The following is a 16,196-nucleotide window of genomic DNA, read 5'->3' on the forward strand; positions in this document are numbered from 1 at the left end:
CCGGCGTGGCACCGACGCCTTCCCCTCCGGCAATGGCCGTCACCGCGGCGCGCCGTCCGTCGCACGCGCCCGCACCAATCGGGAATCCGGGAAAAGTGGCTGCCGGGCAGGTATTGCGCGCCGTGCCGGGAACAGGCGCGGCAGGGCGCCATTGGCGACGAACGGCCAAGTCTTGTCGCAGGCCCAGGGCGATAAGGGCGACGGGGGCGACGGGGGCGACGTGCGGGTGCCATCTCCGTCGCCTCGGGAGCGGCCTGCCTCAGCCCCACGCGGAGGGTGGAAAATGCCCCGCGCGGAGGGTGGAAAATGTCAGCCGGCGGCAATCGCGGCCGCCGGCTGACGCAACGGTCTGGATCAGTCGCCGTAGCCGACGATGCCCTTGATCTCAAGGAAATCGTGCAGGCCGAAATCGGCATATTCGCGCCCGTTGCCGGACTGCTTGTAGCCGCCGAACGGCGCGAACAGGTCCCAGTCCGGGTAGTTCAGATAGACCGAGCCGGCTCGCAGCTTGCGGGCGACGCGGCGGGCCTCGGCGATATCCGTGCCCTGCACATAGGCGGCGAGGCCATAGGGCGTGTCATTGGCGATCGCGATGGCCTGATCGACGCTGTCATAGGGAAGGATCGCCAGCACCGGGCCGAAGATTTCCTCGCGCTCGATGCGCATGCCGGGCTTCACGTCGCCGAACACGGTGGGCTTCACGTAATAGCCGGTCTCCAGCCCTTCGGGCTTGCCCGTGCCGCCGGTCACCAGCGTCGCGCCCTCGTCGATGCCGGCCTGGATCAGGCCCTGCACCTTGGCGAACTGCACGTCGCTGACCAGCGGGCCGATCTGCGTCTCCACATCGGTGGGGACGCCCACGCGCAGCGCCTCGGCGGCGCGGCGGGCGATGGCGAGCGCTTCCGTGTGGCGATCGGCCGGCACCAGCATGCGGGTCGGGGCGTCGCAGGACTGGCCGGTATTGCCGAAACAGGCGTTCACGCCCTGCGACACCGCGACCTCGAGATCGGCATCGGGGAGCACGATGTTGGCCGACTTGCCGCCGAGTTCCTGCGCGACGCGCTTGACCGTCGCGGCGGCATTGCGCGCCACGTCGATGCCGGCGCGGGTGGAGCCGGTGAAGGACACCATGTCGATATCGGGATGCGAGGACAGCGCGGCGCCCACTTCCGGCCCGGTACCGTTGACGAGGTTGAACACGCCCTTCGGCAGGCCGGCCTCATGCAGGATCTCGGCGAAGACGATGCCGGAGACCGGGGCGATCTCGGACGGCTTCAGCACCATGGTGCAGCCGGCGGCGATGGCCGGCGCCACCTTGCACATGATCTGGTTGAGCGGCCAGTTCCACGGCGTGATCAGCCCGACCACGCCGACCGGCTCATGGGTGACGCGAGTGGTGCCGCGCGTCTCGTCGAACTCGAAGCGGCGGAACGCCTCGATGGTCGCCTTCAGATGGCCGAGCCCGGCATAGGCCTGCGAATCGCGGGCGCGGGCGATGGGCGAGCCCATTTCGCGGCTGATCGCCTGGGCGACATCCTCGTAGCGGCGCTCATACACTTCCAGCAGGCGCTCCAGAAGCGCGAGGCGTTCCTCCTTGGATGTGAACTGGAAGCTCGCGAACGCCGCGCGGGCCGCCGCCACCGCACGGTCGACATCGGCCTGCGTGCCGAGCGAAATGGTGGCGAATACCTGTTCCGTCGCGGGATCGACGACGCCGAGCGGCCGATTCTCAATCGGGTCGACGAAGGCGCCGTCAATGTAGAATTTCTGCATATTGGGGGTCATGCGAATCTCGTTTCTTGTCGCGAGGAAGGCGTGGGTCAAATGCCGAGCGCGTTACGCGCGCGACCATAACCGATACGGATGGCCGCGCCGATTGGCCAGAAGCGGTGGAACGGATAGGTCGTGAAGGGGCGCACCGGCATGTCCAGAGCGTGCTCGGGCGTGCCGGTGGCCCAGCGCGCCAGCTCGCCGCCCATCGCCGTCGCCATGGCGACGCCCCGTCCATTATAGCCGATGCAGGCAACCAGCCCCGGCGCGGGCGCGGCGATGACGGGATAATGATCCATGGTGATCCCGAGCTGGCCGTTCCAGCCGTGGCTCCACCGGATATCGGCGAGGAACGGCCAGAGCCGCCGGGTATAGCGCTGGAGATCGGCAAACGGCGCGGGGCCGTGCAACGGCTGCAGCCGGCTGCGCCCGCCCATGAGCAGCCGGTTGGCCGCATCCAGCCGGTAATAGACGGTGATCGATTCATGCTCGTACAGCACATGGCGCCCCGGCAGGATGCGCGCCGCCTCCCGCTCCGCCAGCGGCTCGGAGGCGATGATGCCGCTGAAGACCGGCACCACCGCGCGCTTCAGGCCCGGCCAGAGGTCATCGGTATAGCCATTGGTGCCGAGGATGACGCGCGCCGCGCGGATCTGCCCGGTGGGGGTGGCGAGCATCCAGCCATCCGAAATTCGCGCCAGCGAGAGTGCCGGCGTGTGGCTGAACAGGCGGGCACCCGCGCCCGCCGCCGCGCGGGCGAGCCCCCGGCTATAGGCCAGCGGGTTGAGCGCGCCGCCGCGCCGGTCTAGCGCCGCCGCCGTGTAGCGCGTGGTGCCGGTGGCCTGCGCCACCGCCTCGCGGTCCAGCCACTCCACCGGCATGCCGCGCCGCTGCAGCTCCGCCGTGGCCCGCTCCAGAAAGGCCACCGAGCCCGCGCTGAAGGCCGCCCGCAGGGTGCCGGTGCGCCGGGCCTCGCAGGCGATGCCGGCCTCGCTCACCAGCTGAAACACCTTGTCCGGCGCGGTGAAGGCAAAGGCGACCATGCGCGCGCCCAGTTCGGGCCCGAACGTCCTCTCGATTTCGGCCGGCTCGTGCTTCAGGCCCGGATTGACCTGCCCGCCATTGCGGCCGGACGCCCCCCAGCCGAAGCCGTGCGCCTCCACCAGCGCGACGCGGACCCCGGCCTTGGCGAGATGATAGGCGGACGAGAGCCCGGTAATGCCCCCGCCCACCACGGCGACGTCGACCCGCAGGTCGCCGTCCAGCCTCTCGCCCGCCGGTTCCGCGCCGGCGGTGAGGGCATAGACGGCGTCGGCATTGTGCACAGGGGCAGCGCCGCCGGCCGGGTTCCCGGCATTCAAGGTCATCGCGGATGGTCTCCAGCTGAACGTTCGGCGGTGGCGGGGCGCGTCGGCCGCCCCGCAGGATGGTGCGCCCGGTGGATCAAGGGATAATCGCAGGCAGCGGCTCATGCACGGCAGTCCCTTGGTGGAGGGTTGGCAGCGATGAGGTCAGCCGTCGGCCGGCAGCAGCGCGCACGCCGCCCCGGCCCGGACCGAGACGGACAGCCGGTCGCCCGGCCCCACCGAGGCGGGAAAGGCGCCGCGCGCGACATCTGCCATGAGAGCGGGGCCGCAGGCGAGGCGCAGGTGAACGCGCAGGCTGCGCCCCTGGAACGAGGTGCCCTCCACGATGCCGGATGCCGCGCCGGAGGGACCCTCGCCGGGCGCCAGAACCACATCCTCCGGCCGAATGCCGACGAGCATGTCGGACAGGGGCATCACCCCGGCGCGCCCGGCCAGCGGCACCTGGAAGGTCATGCCCCCGGCGGCAACGGTGGCGCCGGCATCGCCGGTCGCACCGATCCGCGCCGGCAGCAGGTTCATCGCGCCGATGAAGCTGGCGACGAAACGGGTGGCCGGCCCGTCATAAAGCGTTGCCGGCGAGGCGACCTGCTCGATGCGGCCGCGATTCATCACCACGATACGGTCCGAGATCGACAGCGCCTCGGTCTGGTCATGCGTGACCATCACGAAGGTGGTGCCAAGCTCGCGCTGCAGCCGCTTCAATTCCAGCTGCATCTGCTCGCGCAGATTGGCGTCGAGCGCCGACAGCGGCTCGTCGAGCAGCAAGAGCCGCGGCTGGCAGACCAGCGCCCGCGCCAGCGCCACGCGCTGCCTCTGCCCGCCCGACAGAGCCTGCACGCGTTGCCCGGCCTTGTCCGAGAGGCCGACCATGGCCAGCGCCTCCGCCACGCGCCGCGCCCGCTCCGTGCCGGCTATCGGGCGCAGCGAGAGGCCGAAGCCGACATTCTCCGCCACGTTCATGTGCGGGAACAGCGCATAGTCCTGGAACACGGTGTTGACCGGCCGGGCGAAGGGGCGCAGCGCGGTGATGTCGCGGCCGTCGATCCGCAGGCGGCCGGCAGTGGGCGTGTCGAAACCGGCGATCACCCGCAGCGTGGTGGTCTTGCCGCAGCCGGACGGGCCGAGCAGGCTGAGGAATTCACCCTCGGCGATGTCGAGGCTGATATCGTCCATGCCGACGACCCCGCCGTCAAAGCGCTTGCTCACCCGCTCCAGCCGCAGCAGTGCCTCATTCGCCATCGCGCGGCTCCTTCGCCTTCTGGCTGTTCACCCACACGATGCTGCAACGCTCGGGCCGGGTGTTGCGGAACGCGTGCAGCAGCGTGCTCTTGAAGGCGAAACTGTCGCCGGCCTTCAGCACGTAGCGCGTGGCATCCACCGTCAACTCGATCTCTCCTTCGGCAACGAAACCGAATTCGTGGCCGGAATGGGAATAGGCATCGGTTCCCCCGCCCGGTTCGACGACCACCATCATCCCGGTGAGCACCGCACCGGGGGGCGACAGAAGATCCTTGGCGATGCCTTCCGACTGCACGGGCAGCGGGCGCCGCCTGCCCGCGCGCACGCAGTAGAGATCGTTCTCCGCCTCGTCATCGGCCACGATCAGGGCCGATGGCTCGACGTCGAGGGCGGCGGCCAGCGGCCACATCACCCGCACCCGCAGCGAGGTCATGCCGCGCTCGATCTGGCTGAGCGCGCCGATGGATATGCCGGCCCGGGCGGCGAGATCGGCAAGCGGGAGATTGCGGGCGAGCCGCAGTGCCCGCACACGCCGCCCCACGCGGATATCGGCCTCGTCGGGGTCCCGGCCGGCCCGGTCCGTCACATCTGCAGCGTCACTCATCCATCCGTCCCTGTCTGCGGCGCGTCTCCCGGCGACCATCATCGCCGGGAGACGCGGGCGCGCCGGCCGCCCGCACCAGCCGCCCGTCTCCGTCTCGTCCCGTATCCCGGCAGTATCAGCCGCCCGCCTTCACCTTCTCGAACATCTTGGCAAGATCGTCGGCCTGCTTCATCGGCCCGGTGAAGATGGTGGTCTTCAGCGCCACATTCGGGTCGGCGGGCAGTTGCAGGGCCTCCAGCGTCTCCTTCGGGACGGCATCGAAGGCGCTCGTGGTCGAGGCGCCGTAGCCGTAATCCTCGATCAGCTTCTGTCCGGAACTGGCTTCCAGCCGGCTGTTGATGAAGTCATAGGCGAGGTCGGCATGCGGACTACCCTTGAGCAGGACGAAGCCGCAGGCCCAGGTGAGCATGCCCTCCTTCGGCTTCATGAACGCCACCGGCACGTTCTGCTTCTTCAGCGCCACCGCCGAGGCATTCCACGTCATCGCCGCCACCAGCTGGCCGCTGGCGAGCGCCTGCTCCACCGAGGTCATGTCGGTGGTGTAGCTCGACAGCAGCGGGCGCTGCTCGCGCAGCTTGGCGGCCACGATGTCCATCTGCGCCGGGGTCATGTCGAACGGGCTGACCCCGGTCAGCAGGGCCGCGACGACCGGAGTGTCGTGCACCGCATCGATGGTGGCGAGGCGCCCGCTATAGGCCTTGTCCCACAACAGGTTCCAGCTGGCCTCGGGATCCTTCACCAGATCGGTGCGGTAGAGGATCGAGGTGTTGCCCCAGTCCCACGGCACCATCCACACCGTGCCCGGGCCGGCCTGCAGGTCCGGCAGGTCGCGGAACACCGGGAAGATCTTGTCCCAGTTCTTGATCCGCGATGTCTCGATGGGCTCGATCAGCCCCTCCCGGCTCCACCGCGCGACCTTGTCGTAGCAGGGATGCGCCAGATCCGGCCGGAAGCCGGCCTTGACCTTGGTGAAGGCATCATCGTCGTCGCCAAAGGTCGAGGTGTCGACCCCGTCGGCATGCGCCTTGAGATAGGTGGCGTCGAACTCGGGCAGTTCGTAGCCGGACCAGGTGAAATAGGTGAGCTTGTCGCCCGCCGAGGCGGCCATCGGCGAGAGGGCCGTGGCACAGGCGAGCGCGGCGGCGAGGAGGCTGGACAGGATCGGTCTCGGCGTCTTCTGGGACATGTCGGTTCTCCGTTGATCGACGCTCGATGGCGTTCTTCTGGAAGGATTCGGGAGCGCGGGCATTCACGAGGGCGGGCATTCACGAGGGCAGGCGTCGCAGGCCGCGCCGGCGCAGCAGTTCGGCCGCACCGGCGATGAGGATCGAGGAGACGAGGATCGCCGTGCCAAGCGCCATGACCGTCGGCAGCGATTTGGGAAAGCGCAGCTGGCTCCAGATGTAGAGCGGCAGGGTCGGCTGCGTGCCCGCGAGGAAGAAGGCGACGATGAACTCGTCGAAGCTGGTCAGGAAGGCCAGCATGAAGGCGGAGATGGCGGCGGGCAGCGCCAGCGGCAGCATGACGCGTCGGAACACGATGGCATCGCTGGCGCCCAGGTCCTGCGCCGCCTCGGGGATGCTGCGCGGCACGGCTTTGAGGCTGCCGCGAATGAGGATGACCGTGGTCGGCAGCGCCACCAGCACATGGCCCAGCACGATCGCCAGCCGGGAGGGGCCCAGCCCGATGAGATTGACCGCGATGAGCAAGGAAATGCCCACCACCACGCCGGGAATGAGGATCGGCATGCGCGCGAGGCCCGCGATCAGCCGGGACAGCCGCGAGCGCAGGGTAAGTTCGGCATAGGCGATGGTCATTCCGCAAAGCGTGGCGAGAAACGCCGCGCAGACCCCGATGCCGAGGCTGGTCATCAGCGCCGCCTTCAGCGCCTCATTGCCGGCGAGACCGCGATACCAGTCCAGCGTGAAACCCTTCAGCGGAAACGCCGCCTGCACGGAATCGTTGAAGGAGAACAGCGGGATCAGCACGATCGGCAGATAGAGGAAGACGAGATAGGCCACGATGTAGACGCCGAGCCAGCGCGGCCGGCCGGGCGCCGAGGGAGCGGGAGCGGCGAGATTCACAGACGGCTCCCGAAACGGCGGTCGCCCTGGCGGACGAGGAGGATCACGGCGAGGATCACCAGCATGACGACAAGGGCGAGCGCCGCGCCGAACGGCCAGTCCTGCGCCTTGCCGAACTGCGCCTGGATCAGGCTGCCGATCATCGTGCTGCTCGGCCCGCCGACCAGCGCGGGGGTGACATAGTCGCCGACCGTCGGCACGAACACGACCACCGCGCCCGCCAGCACGCCCGGCATCGAGTTGGGCAGGATCACCCGCCGGAACACGGTGAACGGGGTCGCCCCGAGATCGGCCGCCGCCTCGGCCAGCGAGCGGGGAATGGCATCCAGCGACACGAGGATCGGCAGGATGGCGAAGGGCGCGTAGGCATGCGCCAGCGTCAGCACCACGGCGGCCGGCGTGTTCAGCAGCGCGGTCGACGGCTCGCTCCAGAGGCCGGCGGCGATGAGGCCGGAATTGAGCACCCCATTATAGGCCAGCACGATCTTCCAGGCGAAGACCCGCAGCAGGTAGCTGGTCCAGAACGGCAGCGTGACGAGAAACAGGATCAGCGCCCGCGACCGCGCATGGAAGGACAGGTAGTACGCCACGGGATAGGCGGTGACGACCGTCGCAGCCGTCACGAGACCGGCAATCGTCAGCGAGCGCAGGATGACCCGTCCATAGAGCGGCTCGGTGGCGAGGATGCTGAAATTGCCGAGCGTGAAACCGGCCCCGAACAAGGACCCGTCATTGAAGCGGAACGCGAGGATGGCGAGAAGGCCGAGCGCGAACAGGATCAACCCGAGCGTGACGACCGATCCCGGCAGCATCAGCGCCGCGCGGAAGGCCGAACCGGGTCGTTGGGGCTGTCCAGAAGTGCCGAGATCGGCCATCACCGCCCCATCAGAGTGAAACAGGCGAAGATTTTTTCATTTTTATGAATGTGTCAAGCGCGATCTACACGGCCGGCTGAGCGCCCCCCGAACCGGCGGGAAATGGGCGGACCATGGGTGACGACATCGCGCGCAGGGTTCACGCAAAGGCGACGCCTGCGCCGCGCATGCATCTAAGCGGGCAGGGTCGGCGTCCATGGCGAGGCCCTAGGTCCAGGATCCAGCGAAATGAGAGCGCCTTTCTTCATGAAAATGCCACGAGCATTTTCACAGATCGCCCCGCCTCGGAAGATGGCTCTTGCGCCGTCCACGCATCGCCTTTTTCACCATGGGCGAATGTCAAATCGGCCGTCCCCCCGACCGGGCGAGCAAGCATGCCGCTACGCGATCGGAGCGCCGGCCGGACGAGGCCCCCGCGCGCGTCCGGCGCCAACCCGCCCGGAATGATCGGCGAGCGGGTTGGGGACAGGGCGGAGCGGGAGGCCCGAAACAGCCGGGCGGCGCCGATGGCCGTGCAGGCGAGTATCGCCGCACAGGAAGGGGCGCGGGTCGGGCCGAAGAGCCAGGGACGCCACTACGCCCGCGCCCGTTCGGCTCGCGTCGGTTGAAACCCGGGACAGGAGGCCGCGCGGTCCACCGACATGGATGAAGGTGACCTCGACAGCCGGCCCCTCGCTTCAGCCCAGAGAGAACAGTGTCTCGTCCGCCAGTCCAGCGCGCAGGGTCCGCAGCAGGGGGGCGTCGTGCAGGATCGCGGCGACACGGTCGGCGTCGGGACCATTCTCCCGATCGTCCTCCAGCATCGGAATTTCGGCGCGGATCGCCTCGTAGAGGGCGCCGGTCGTCGGGGCGAGACGCGGCGCGCCGCGCAGATCCACGGCCTGGGTGGCGACGAGCGCCTCGATCGCGAAGATCAGCCGCAGCGGCAGGATCTGCTCCTCGAGCTTTCGGATGGCCAGCGGCGTCTGCGGCGCATGATCCTCGACGGATTCCGATACCGGGATCGAATCCGTACTGGCCGGGAAGGCTTTCAGGCGCACTTCCCCCTGCAGGGCGGATACCGTCTTCTGCATGGAGTTGTAACCGTTCGAGGCCCCCCCGAGCGGGGACAGGTATTTGGGCAGGCCCGACAATTGCGCGTTCATCATCTTGATGGTGCGATAGGCCGAGGCGGTGGCGAGTTGCGTATTGGCGATCGCCATCGTGTCGAAGCTGAGCGCGATGTCGGGCGTGTGGAAATTCGCCGTCGACCGAATCAGGTCGTCGTCAGCCATGACCAGCGGGTTGTCGGCGGCGCCGTTGACCTCCGTCCGGACACTGCCGACTGCCGTTTCGAAGCTCGCGAGAGCCGGGCCGTATATTTGCGACAGCACACGGAAGCACAGCGCATCCTGGATCGAGCGCGCCGCACCCTCGTCATGGAGATAGCTGCCGCTGAGGGCGGCACGGAAGGCGCGCGCCGCCGTCTCCTGTCCCCGCGCCGGACGGGCTGCCGCGAGGCGGGCGTCGAAAATCCGGGGATTGGCGGCATAGCCCTCCCCCGCGAGCGCCGCAACCGCCATGGACGCGACCAGCACGTCGGAAAGCTCCGCCAGCACGAGCGAGGCATACCCGCACGAGACGGCGCTCGCGTTGAGGATGGCCAGCCCATCCTTGGGGCCGAGCCGCGCCGGCGCCAGGCCAGCGGCGCGAAGCGCCTCGCCGGCAGGCTGGCGTCTCCCCTGCACGTAGACCTCGCCACGTCCGATCAGCGTCGCGCCGATATGGGCACACAGACCCAGATCCCCACCGCCGATGGAGCCTCGTCCCGGCACCACGGGGGTGATACCCGCGTTGAACATGGAGACCATGAGGTCGAGCACCGCGGGCGTGATGCCCGAACCACCCTGCGCCATGCCGATGATACGGCACAACAGCATCGCCCTGCCCGCCCGCTCCGGGAACGCCTCGCCGACGCCGATGCAGCGCCCGCGAACCATCTTGACCTGGAAAGCCTCGATCTCCTCCGGCGGAATCCGGTAGCCGACATTCCCGCCGAGGCCGGTGTTGAGCCCGTAGATCGGCTCGTCGCCGCTCGCATAGCGATCCACCACCGCACGCGCGGCCGCCACGCGCGCGACAGCGGCGGGATCGAGCGCGATCTGGCTCCCCTGTTCGACAAGCGACAGGATGGCGCCGAGACTGACGGTCGTCGAACCCAGTTGAATGAGACTCACGCGCATTTCCTTTTCAGCAATCGAAGCGGCAGGGGGGCTTGCGGCGCTATTGGGCGGCGGCGGGACAGGCGGCCGGGCCGGCGAATTCCTGCATCGTGCGGGCATACCATTCCACGAAGGTCCATACGCCGTGCTCAGAGGCCTCGGCATAGGGGCCGGGGCGATAGCCGACGGAGCGGACGCCGCGCTGATTGCGCTCGACAAGCCGTCGGTCCTGTTCGTTGGTCTCGCGCCAGACCTGGACGAGCCGTTCCAGATCGTAGTCCACGCCTTCGACCGCCTCGGAATGAACGACCCAATGGCAGGTAACGGTCGTCTCCTCGGCCGATTTCGGCAGCATCTGCACAACGATGGCGTAGTCGGCGTGGATATGGCCGAACATGCTGGGATAATGGGTGAAGCGCAGCGAGCCGATATCCGGGTCCGGCCTGTCGCCAAGGCGCCTGGCGACAGCCGGCTGCCCATCCATCGTGATCGAGAGATTTCCCTCTTTGAAGGGCATGCGGCCGACGCGAAAATCGGCTCCGTCCCGGGTAACGCTCGGCAGGCCGGCGGCTTCGCAGCGCTGCCAGAACGACGCGATGTACGGATCGCTCCAGGGATCGGCAAAGTCGAAAATCAACAATGTGTTCATCAGTTCAGGGTGGCCGGCCTGGCAATGGTCGCATTCACGGGCGTTCTCCATGACAAGCTTCCAGTTGCCCCGCTCATGCAGGGTCACCGAATGCACGACCTTGCCATTGGCCAGCGCGTGCGGCGCCGCCGCGGGTGCAAGCACCGCGGCGAGCGGCTCGATATCGGGCGCCTCGTCCGCGAGGCAGACATAGATCAGCCCGGCAATGTCGCGAATGTGGACGGGGCGCAGGCCAAGCTGGGACTTGTCGGCAGCGGGGTCGAGGTTCGGCGCACGCACAAGCCGCCCGCCCAGATCATAGGTCCAGTGATGATAGGGGCAGACAAAAGACGATTTGTGCCCGCACGGCTGGTCGACGACAATCGAACCGCGATGGCGGCATGTATTGAAGAAGGCGCGTACGTGCCGCTCGCGATCGCGGCAGACGATGACGGAGGTCTCGCCGATCTCGAAGCAGAAGAAATCACCGGGCTCGCGAATCTGGCAGGAAAGGCCAGCGAAGATCCAGCGCGCTTCAAAGACGGCCTGCATGTCCAGCCGGAAGAATTCGGGGTCGGTATAGAAAGACCTCGGCAGCGAGGTGTGCGGGGACCGCACGCGCAATAGTTGCGCCATCCTCTCCCGAGCACTCGCGCGAGACCCTGCTACTTCAAACAGATCGCCATCCATCGCCTGTATTTCCCCGGTTTGATCCGGTGATACGCCCGGGGAATATTACAGGCCAAGGATGCGGATGTTATATTTGTTGACATTGGCGGTATCTGGTTGTCATTTGATTTGAATAGTAAAAATCGTAAACTGATTGATGCAGCAGGTGCGAAAGTGAACGCGATCGATTCTGCAGCCACCTTTCGCCGACGCCTGCAATCCCTGATCGACCGCTCGGGACTCAATCAGGCCGCCTTTGCCCGCATGACGACGATCGACCGCTCGACGCTGTCACAGCTTCTCTCGGCGGACGGCGCGCGAATGCCGCGCGCGGACACGCTCGTCGCGCTCGCCAGCGCCTGTCACGTCTCGGTCGATTGGCTGCTCGGCCTGACCACCCATGAGGAGGTCGGCACGCAGATCATCGACTCGGTCATGCAGATTCAGGCCCACACGCGCTCCCCTATCGATGAGCGGTTCGTGGAATGGCTGCGCGAGGCGGAGGGTTATCGTGTGCGTACCGTGCCCGAGAGCTTTCCCGATTTCCTGAAGACCGAGGACGTCCTTCGCTTCGAATATCAGGGATCGGCCTTCAACAAGATCGTGGGCTCGCTCGATATCGTGGAGACGCGCCTCGCCCTGATGCGCCGACCCGAGAGCGAGCTTGAAGTCTGCACGTCCGTCCAGGCCATCACCATGATGGCCAAGGGGGAAGGCAAGTGGGAAGGCCTCAGCAGGTCCGTGCGCCGCCGGCAGCTTGAGCATTTCGCACAGCTTTATTCGGAACTTTATCCAAGTCTCCGCATATATTTGTACACTCTTACGGAGACTTACTCCAACCCCTTCACGGTATTCGGGCCCCAGCGCGTGGCCCTGTTCCTGGGCACCAGCTTCCTTCTGCTCAACAGCATCGAACATATCCGGCTTTTCAGCCGGCGGTTCGATGAGTTGATCAAGCTAGCCGTGGTGCAGCCCAATCAGGTGACGGATACTCTCGCGGACATTCTCAGCGAACTCACCTAGCGCGCGCTCCGCCGCCGGTGAGGGCCGCCTCGCTCGCCCCCATGGAATGGAGAGGGCACCGTGGCGTGCGCGCGCAGAGGAATCCGGCGCGACATCGAGGCGCCCGCCGCGGTCAGGGATCGCGACAAGCCGGTTCGATCGGCACAGGATCGTTTACAATATGAACGATAATATACTCCGCGAACTTTTCAGACCCGGATATTATCGTTGTATCGCCTTTGCGGCGCACTCTATTTTTTGTCTATACAAATTTCAGCGCCTGACTTTACGCCCCCGGCATTCTGCGAAAGGATCTCTTTCAAAGACGGGCAAAGTCCCGCGTTTTCCAGAGAACTCAAGGGAACATGATGGACCATTTCATGTCGCGTCGTGCGTTCGTCGGAGCATCGGCGGCCGCGCTCACGATAGCCATGAGCGCAAGCTCCTCGGTCTCGGCCCAGCCCAAAAGCAGCATCACCGTCCGGATCGACCGGGACATCACGGCGCTGGACCCGGCCTTCCGCGGCGGCCCACATGACGCGAATGTCGTACGAGCGGTGTTCCAGAGGCTTGCGGCGCTGAAGGTCGACGGGACCGGCCTCGAACTCGACGCCGCAGCCGAACTGAAGCAGGTCGATCCGACGCTCATCGAGTTCACCCTCAAGCCCGGCCAGATGTTCACCGACGGCTTCGGCGAGATGACCGCCGAGGACGTCAAGTTTTCCTTCGAGCGTTTCGCCGTAGCGCCGGTCGACGGCAAGGTATCGCCCTACAAGGCCGATTGGGCGGGGCTGACCGAGGTTGAAGTCACGGGAACCTATACGGGTCGCATCAAGCTGTCGGCTCCCAATGCCGGACTGATGACGGTCGCAATCGGCGACTGTTCGGGTTGCATCGTCTCGAAGAAGGCGGTTCTGGAGCGCGGGACGGAGCACAACACTCATCCGGTCGGCTCGGGGCCCTATCAGGTCGCTTCCGTGGAGAAGCAACGCGGCGCGGTGCTGCGTCGCAACCCGGACTATAAGGGCGCCAGGCCGGCATTCGAGGAAATCCGCGTCAACTTCATCCAGGATCCCAAGACCACCGAGCTCGCGTTGCGCTCAGGTGAGCTCGACTTTGCTGTTCTGCCCCCCTCCATCGCCGAGCCGATGCGCGGCGCGAGCGGCCTCAGCGTCGAGAACTATCCCGGCCTCGCCTATATCTGGCTGGGCATCAACATGCAGAAGGCGCCCTTCACCGACATGCGCGTGCGCCAGGCCGTGCGGCTCGCGCTCGACGTCGACCAGATGCTGCTTGCCGGCTTCAATGGCAAGGCGCCGCGCCTCAACGCTCTGGTGATGCCGCCCGTGCTCGGGTACTGGAAGGACGCTCCGGTCTACAAGCGCAACGTTGCGGAAGCCCGCCGCCTGTTGGCTGAAGCCGGCCAGACCTCGATCAAGACGCGCATCACCATTCTCAATCAGCCGGCTTACCAGAGCATGGCTCTGGTCGCCCGCGCCCTGCTGCAGGAAGTGGGCATCAGCGCCGAAGTCGATGTCCAGGAGGGCGGCACGTACTGGGACGCCGGAAAGGGCGAAGCCGGCAAGAACATCGACATGTTCCTGATGCGCTTCAACGGAAAGCTCGATCCCAGCTTCCTGATGCAATGGTTCACCTCCAGCCAGATCGGCCTGTGGAACTGGCAGCGCTTCGCCAGCCCGGAATATGACCAGCTCGCCCAGCAGGCGATCCGCGAACTCGACCCCGCCAAGCGCGCCGAGATCGCCATCAAGGCCCAGCAGGAAATGGACAAGTCGGCCGCGTTCGTCTGGCTGACCAACGATGTCGCCTATGTCGTGCGTCGCACCAACGTGAAGCCGGCATTCCTGCCGGGGGCGATCGACTGGCAGCTCGATAAATTCACCCCGGCCTGACACAGCAGTCCGAAGGGGAGTTGCTGCCGCATGCGCGAAACGCTCCGGTACGTTGCCAGTCGATTGGCGACGACGTTCCTGATTGTCCTGGGTGCGATGATCCTGCTCTTCGCACTCTCGGCGCTGGTACCCGGCGATCCCGCCACCGCCCTGCTGGGGCCCGCGGCGACGCCCGAATATGTGCAGCGTTTCATTCAGGAGATGGGGCTGGACCAGCCGTGGTATCGCCGGCTGTTCAGCTTCATGGGGAACGTGTTCGTCGGAAACCTCGGGACCGACGTTCTGTCGGGGCAGCCCGTCACGCGGATCATTGCCAATGTGCTGCCCTATACGTTCATCCTCACCTTCAGCTCCATCGGCCTTGCCGTCGCCTTCGGCGTTCCGCTCGGGTGCTATGCCGCCACGCATCGCGGCTCGCTGCTCGACCACCTGCTTGCCTTCGTCAGCGTGGCGTTCATCGCCATCCCGTCCTTCGTGATAGCGATCTTTCTTCTGCTCATCTTCGCGATCTGGCTGGACTGGCTTCCGGTCATGGGAGCGGGCGAGGCGGGAAACTGGTTCGACCAGGCCCAGCGCCTGATCCTGCCGACGATCGCGCTCAGCGTCGGCTGGATCGGGTTCATCGCCCGGCTGGTCCGCAGTTCCATGCTGGAGACGATGGGGGAGAACTTCATCCGGCTATCGCGAGCCTACGGACTTTCCAACCGTCTCATCACCTACAAATACGCGCTCAAGAACGCCTGCATTCCCACCCTCGCGGTGCTCGGCATGGGGGTTGGGCGCCTGCTCGGCGGCGCGGTCCTGGTCGAGATCGTGTTCTCCCGGCCCGGTCTGGGCCGGCTGATGTTCGATGCGATCTCGACGCGCAACTTCCCCGTTCTGCAGGGCACCGTGCTGGTGGTCGTTCTCATCTTCGTGCTGACGAACCTGCTGGTCGATCTCAGCTATGCGGCCATCGACCCGCGCATTCGCCGTCAGGGATCCCGATGACAGCCTTTGCCGCCACAAGGGCGACCATCGCCCGCATTCTGTCCGGTCCCGGCGGCATCGTCGGCACGATCATCATCGTGCTCGTCGTCGGGTCGGCGATCTTCGCGCCTCTGGTTGTCACGCACGACCCCGATGCGCTGGACATCCTCAATCGCTTCTCCGGCCCTTCCGCGGCGCACTGGCTCGGCACCGACAATCTCGGGCGAGACCTTTACAGCCGCCTCGTCTACGGGGCGCGCGTCGCGATGATGGTGGCGCTGTTTGCCATCGGCTCGGCGCTGGTGGTGGGAACACTGCTCGGCATGCTCGCCGCATCGCTGAACGCGCGCGGGGAGCGCCTGCTGCTGATCGTCTTCGACATCATCTCGTCCTTTCCCAGCCTCGTGCTGGCGCTTGCCGTGGTCGCCGTGTTCGGCCCGTCGACCGCACTGGTCACGGCGATCGTGGCGGTGACGCTGATGCCGCATTTCGGGCGGGTTGCCCGCGCGCAGATGCTCACCCTGCGCCACGCCCCGTTCGTCGAGGCGGAACGGCTCATCGGCGCCTCACCCGTGCGTATCGCGCTGTCGCATATCCTGCCGAACATTGCCGGCCCGCTCGTGGTGCTCGCCAGCATCGATATTCCGGTCGTCATCACCATTGAGGCCGGTCTGTCCTTCATCGGCCTGGGTGTGCGGCCGCCGCTCGCGAGCTGGGGCACGCTGATCTATGACGGCTATGCCTACCTGTCGGATTCCAGGGTTCCGGTCATCGTCGCCAGCGCGGCTCTCGCCATCGCGACGCTGGGCTTCACCCTTTTCGGCGAAGCCTTGCGCGACGCGGTCGATCCCCGGCTCGATCGAGAGGGACGTTGA

Annotated in this window: 13 protein-coding genes; 4 read left to right on the forward strand and 9 right to left on the reverse strand. The window is 66.7% G+C overall.

Annotated features, from left to right (window positions below; all coding sequences use genetic code 11):
* Positions 1–354: 354 nt before the first annotated feature.
* The 9 genes from FHS55_RS16290 to FHS55_RS16330 all read right to left on the reverse strand — a co-directional run bounded on the left by FHS55_RS16290 (position 355) and on the right by FHS55_RS16330 (position 11,458).
* Positions 355–1,785: an aldehyde dehydrogenase family protein gene (locus FHS55_RS16290; protein ID WP_183190834.1), complete on the reverse strand. Its 1,431-nt coding sequence runs from the start codon at positions 1,783–1,785 to the stop codon at positions 355–357.
* A 35-nt stretch (positions 1,786–1,820) separates the two neighbouring features.
* On the reverse strand, positions 1,821–3,137 hold the full coding sequence (locus FHS55_RS16295) for an NAD(P)/FAD-dependent oxidoreductase (RefSeq protein ID WP_183190835.1): 1,317 nt from the start codon (positions 3,135–3,137) through the stop codon (positions 1,821–1,823).
* 144 nt (positions 3,138–3,281) lie between these two features.
* Complete coding sequence (locus tag FHS55_RS16300) at positions 3,282–4,376, reverse strand: ABC transporter ATP-binding protein (protein WP_183190836.1); 1,095 nt, start codon at positions 4,374–4,376, stop codon at positions 3,282–3,284.
* On the reverse strand, positions 4,366–4,980 hold the full coding sequence (locus FHS55_RS16305; RefSeq protein ID WP_183190837.1) for a helix-turn-helix domain-containing protein: 615 nt from the start codon (positions 4,978–4,980) through the stop codon (positions 4,366–4,368). Before FHS55_RS16305 ends, FHS55_RS16300 begins: the two co-directional genes overlap by 11 nt.
* Positions 4,981–5,095: 115 nt before the next feature.
* The gene (locus tag FHS55_RS16310; RefSeq protein WP_183190838.1) at positions 5,096–6,166 is read right to left on the reverse strand and encodes an ABC transporter substrate-binding protein; all 1,071 of its coding nucleotides are present in this window, start codon (positions 6,164–6,166) and stop codon (positions 5,096–5,098) included.
* 79 nt (positions 6,167–6,245) lie between these two features.
* Complete coding sequence (locus FHS55_RS16315; protein ID WP_183190839.1) at positions 6,246–7,064, reverse strand: ABC transporter permease subunit; 819 nt, start codon at positions 7,062–7,064, stop codon at positions 6,246–6,248.
* Positions 7,061–7,939 carry an ABC transporter permease gene (locus FHS55_RS16320; protein ID WP_183190840.1) on the reverse strand — a complete coding sequence of 293 codons (879 nt, stop codon included), beginning with the start codon at positions 7,937–7,939 and terminating at the stop codon, positions 7,061–7,063. The genes FHS55_RS16315 and FHS55_RS16320 overlap by 4 nt, the downstream gene beginning before the upstream one ends.
* A gap of 677 nt (positions 7,940–8,616) precedes the next feature.
* A complete protein-coding gene (locus FHS55_RS16325; protein ID WP_183190841.1) occupies positions 8,617–10,155 on the reverse strand; it encodes an aromatic amino acid lyase in 1,539 nt (512 codons plus the stop codon).
* Between the two features lie 46 nt (positions 10,156–10,201).
* Positions 10,202–11,458 (reverse strand): aromatic ring-hydroxylating oxygenase subunit alpha, encoded by a 1,257-nt coding sequence (locus FHS55_RS16330; protein ID WP_183190842.1) that lies wholly within the window; start codon positions 11,456–11,458, stop codon positions 10,202–10,204.
* Between the two features lie 153 nt (positions 11,459–11,611).
* Here FHS55_RS16330 and FHS55_RS16335 point away from each other — a divergent pair, with 153 nt between their 5' ends.
* The 4 genes from FHS55_RS16335 (at position 11,612) to FHS55_RS16350 (ending at position 16,196) form a co-directional block, all read left to right on the forward strand.
* Entirely contained in the window at positions 11,612–12,460 is an 849-nt protein-coding gene (locus FHS55_RS16335; protein ID WP_183190843.1) for a helix-turn-helix domain-containing protein, read from the forward strand.
* A gap of 410 nt (positions 12,461–12,870) precedes the next feature.
* Positions 12,871–14,352, forward strand: a complete 1,482-nt coding sequence (locus FHS55_RS16340; RefSeq protein WP_183190844.1) for an ABC transporter substrate-binding protein — start codon at positions 12,871–12,873, stop codon at positions 14,350–14,352.
* A 30-nt stretch (positions 14,353–14,382) separates the two neighbouring features.
* Positions 14,383–15,342, forward strand: coding sequence for an ABC transporter permease (locus FHS55_RS16345; RefSeq protein ID WP_210287026.1), 960 nt, complete (start codon positions 14,383–14,385; stop codon positions 15,340–15,342).
* Positions 15,339–16,196: an ABC transporter permease gene (locus tag FHS55_RS16350; protein WP_183190845.1), complete on the forward strand. Its 858-nt coding sequence runs from the start codon at positions 15,339–15,341 to the stop codon at positions 16,194–16,196. The genes FHS55_RS16345 and FHS55_RS16350 overlap by 4 nt, the downstream gene beginning before the upstream one ends.

This window comes from Ancylobacter tetraedralis (assembly GCF_014195655.1).
GTDB lineage: Bacteria > Pseudomonadota > Alphaproteobacteria > Rhizobiales > Xanthobacteraceae > Ancylobacter > Ancylobacter tetraedralis.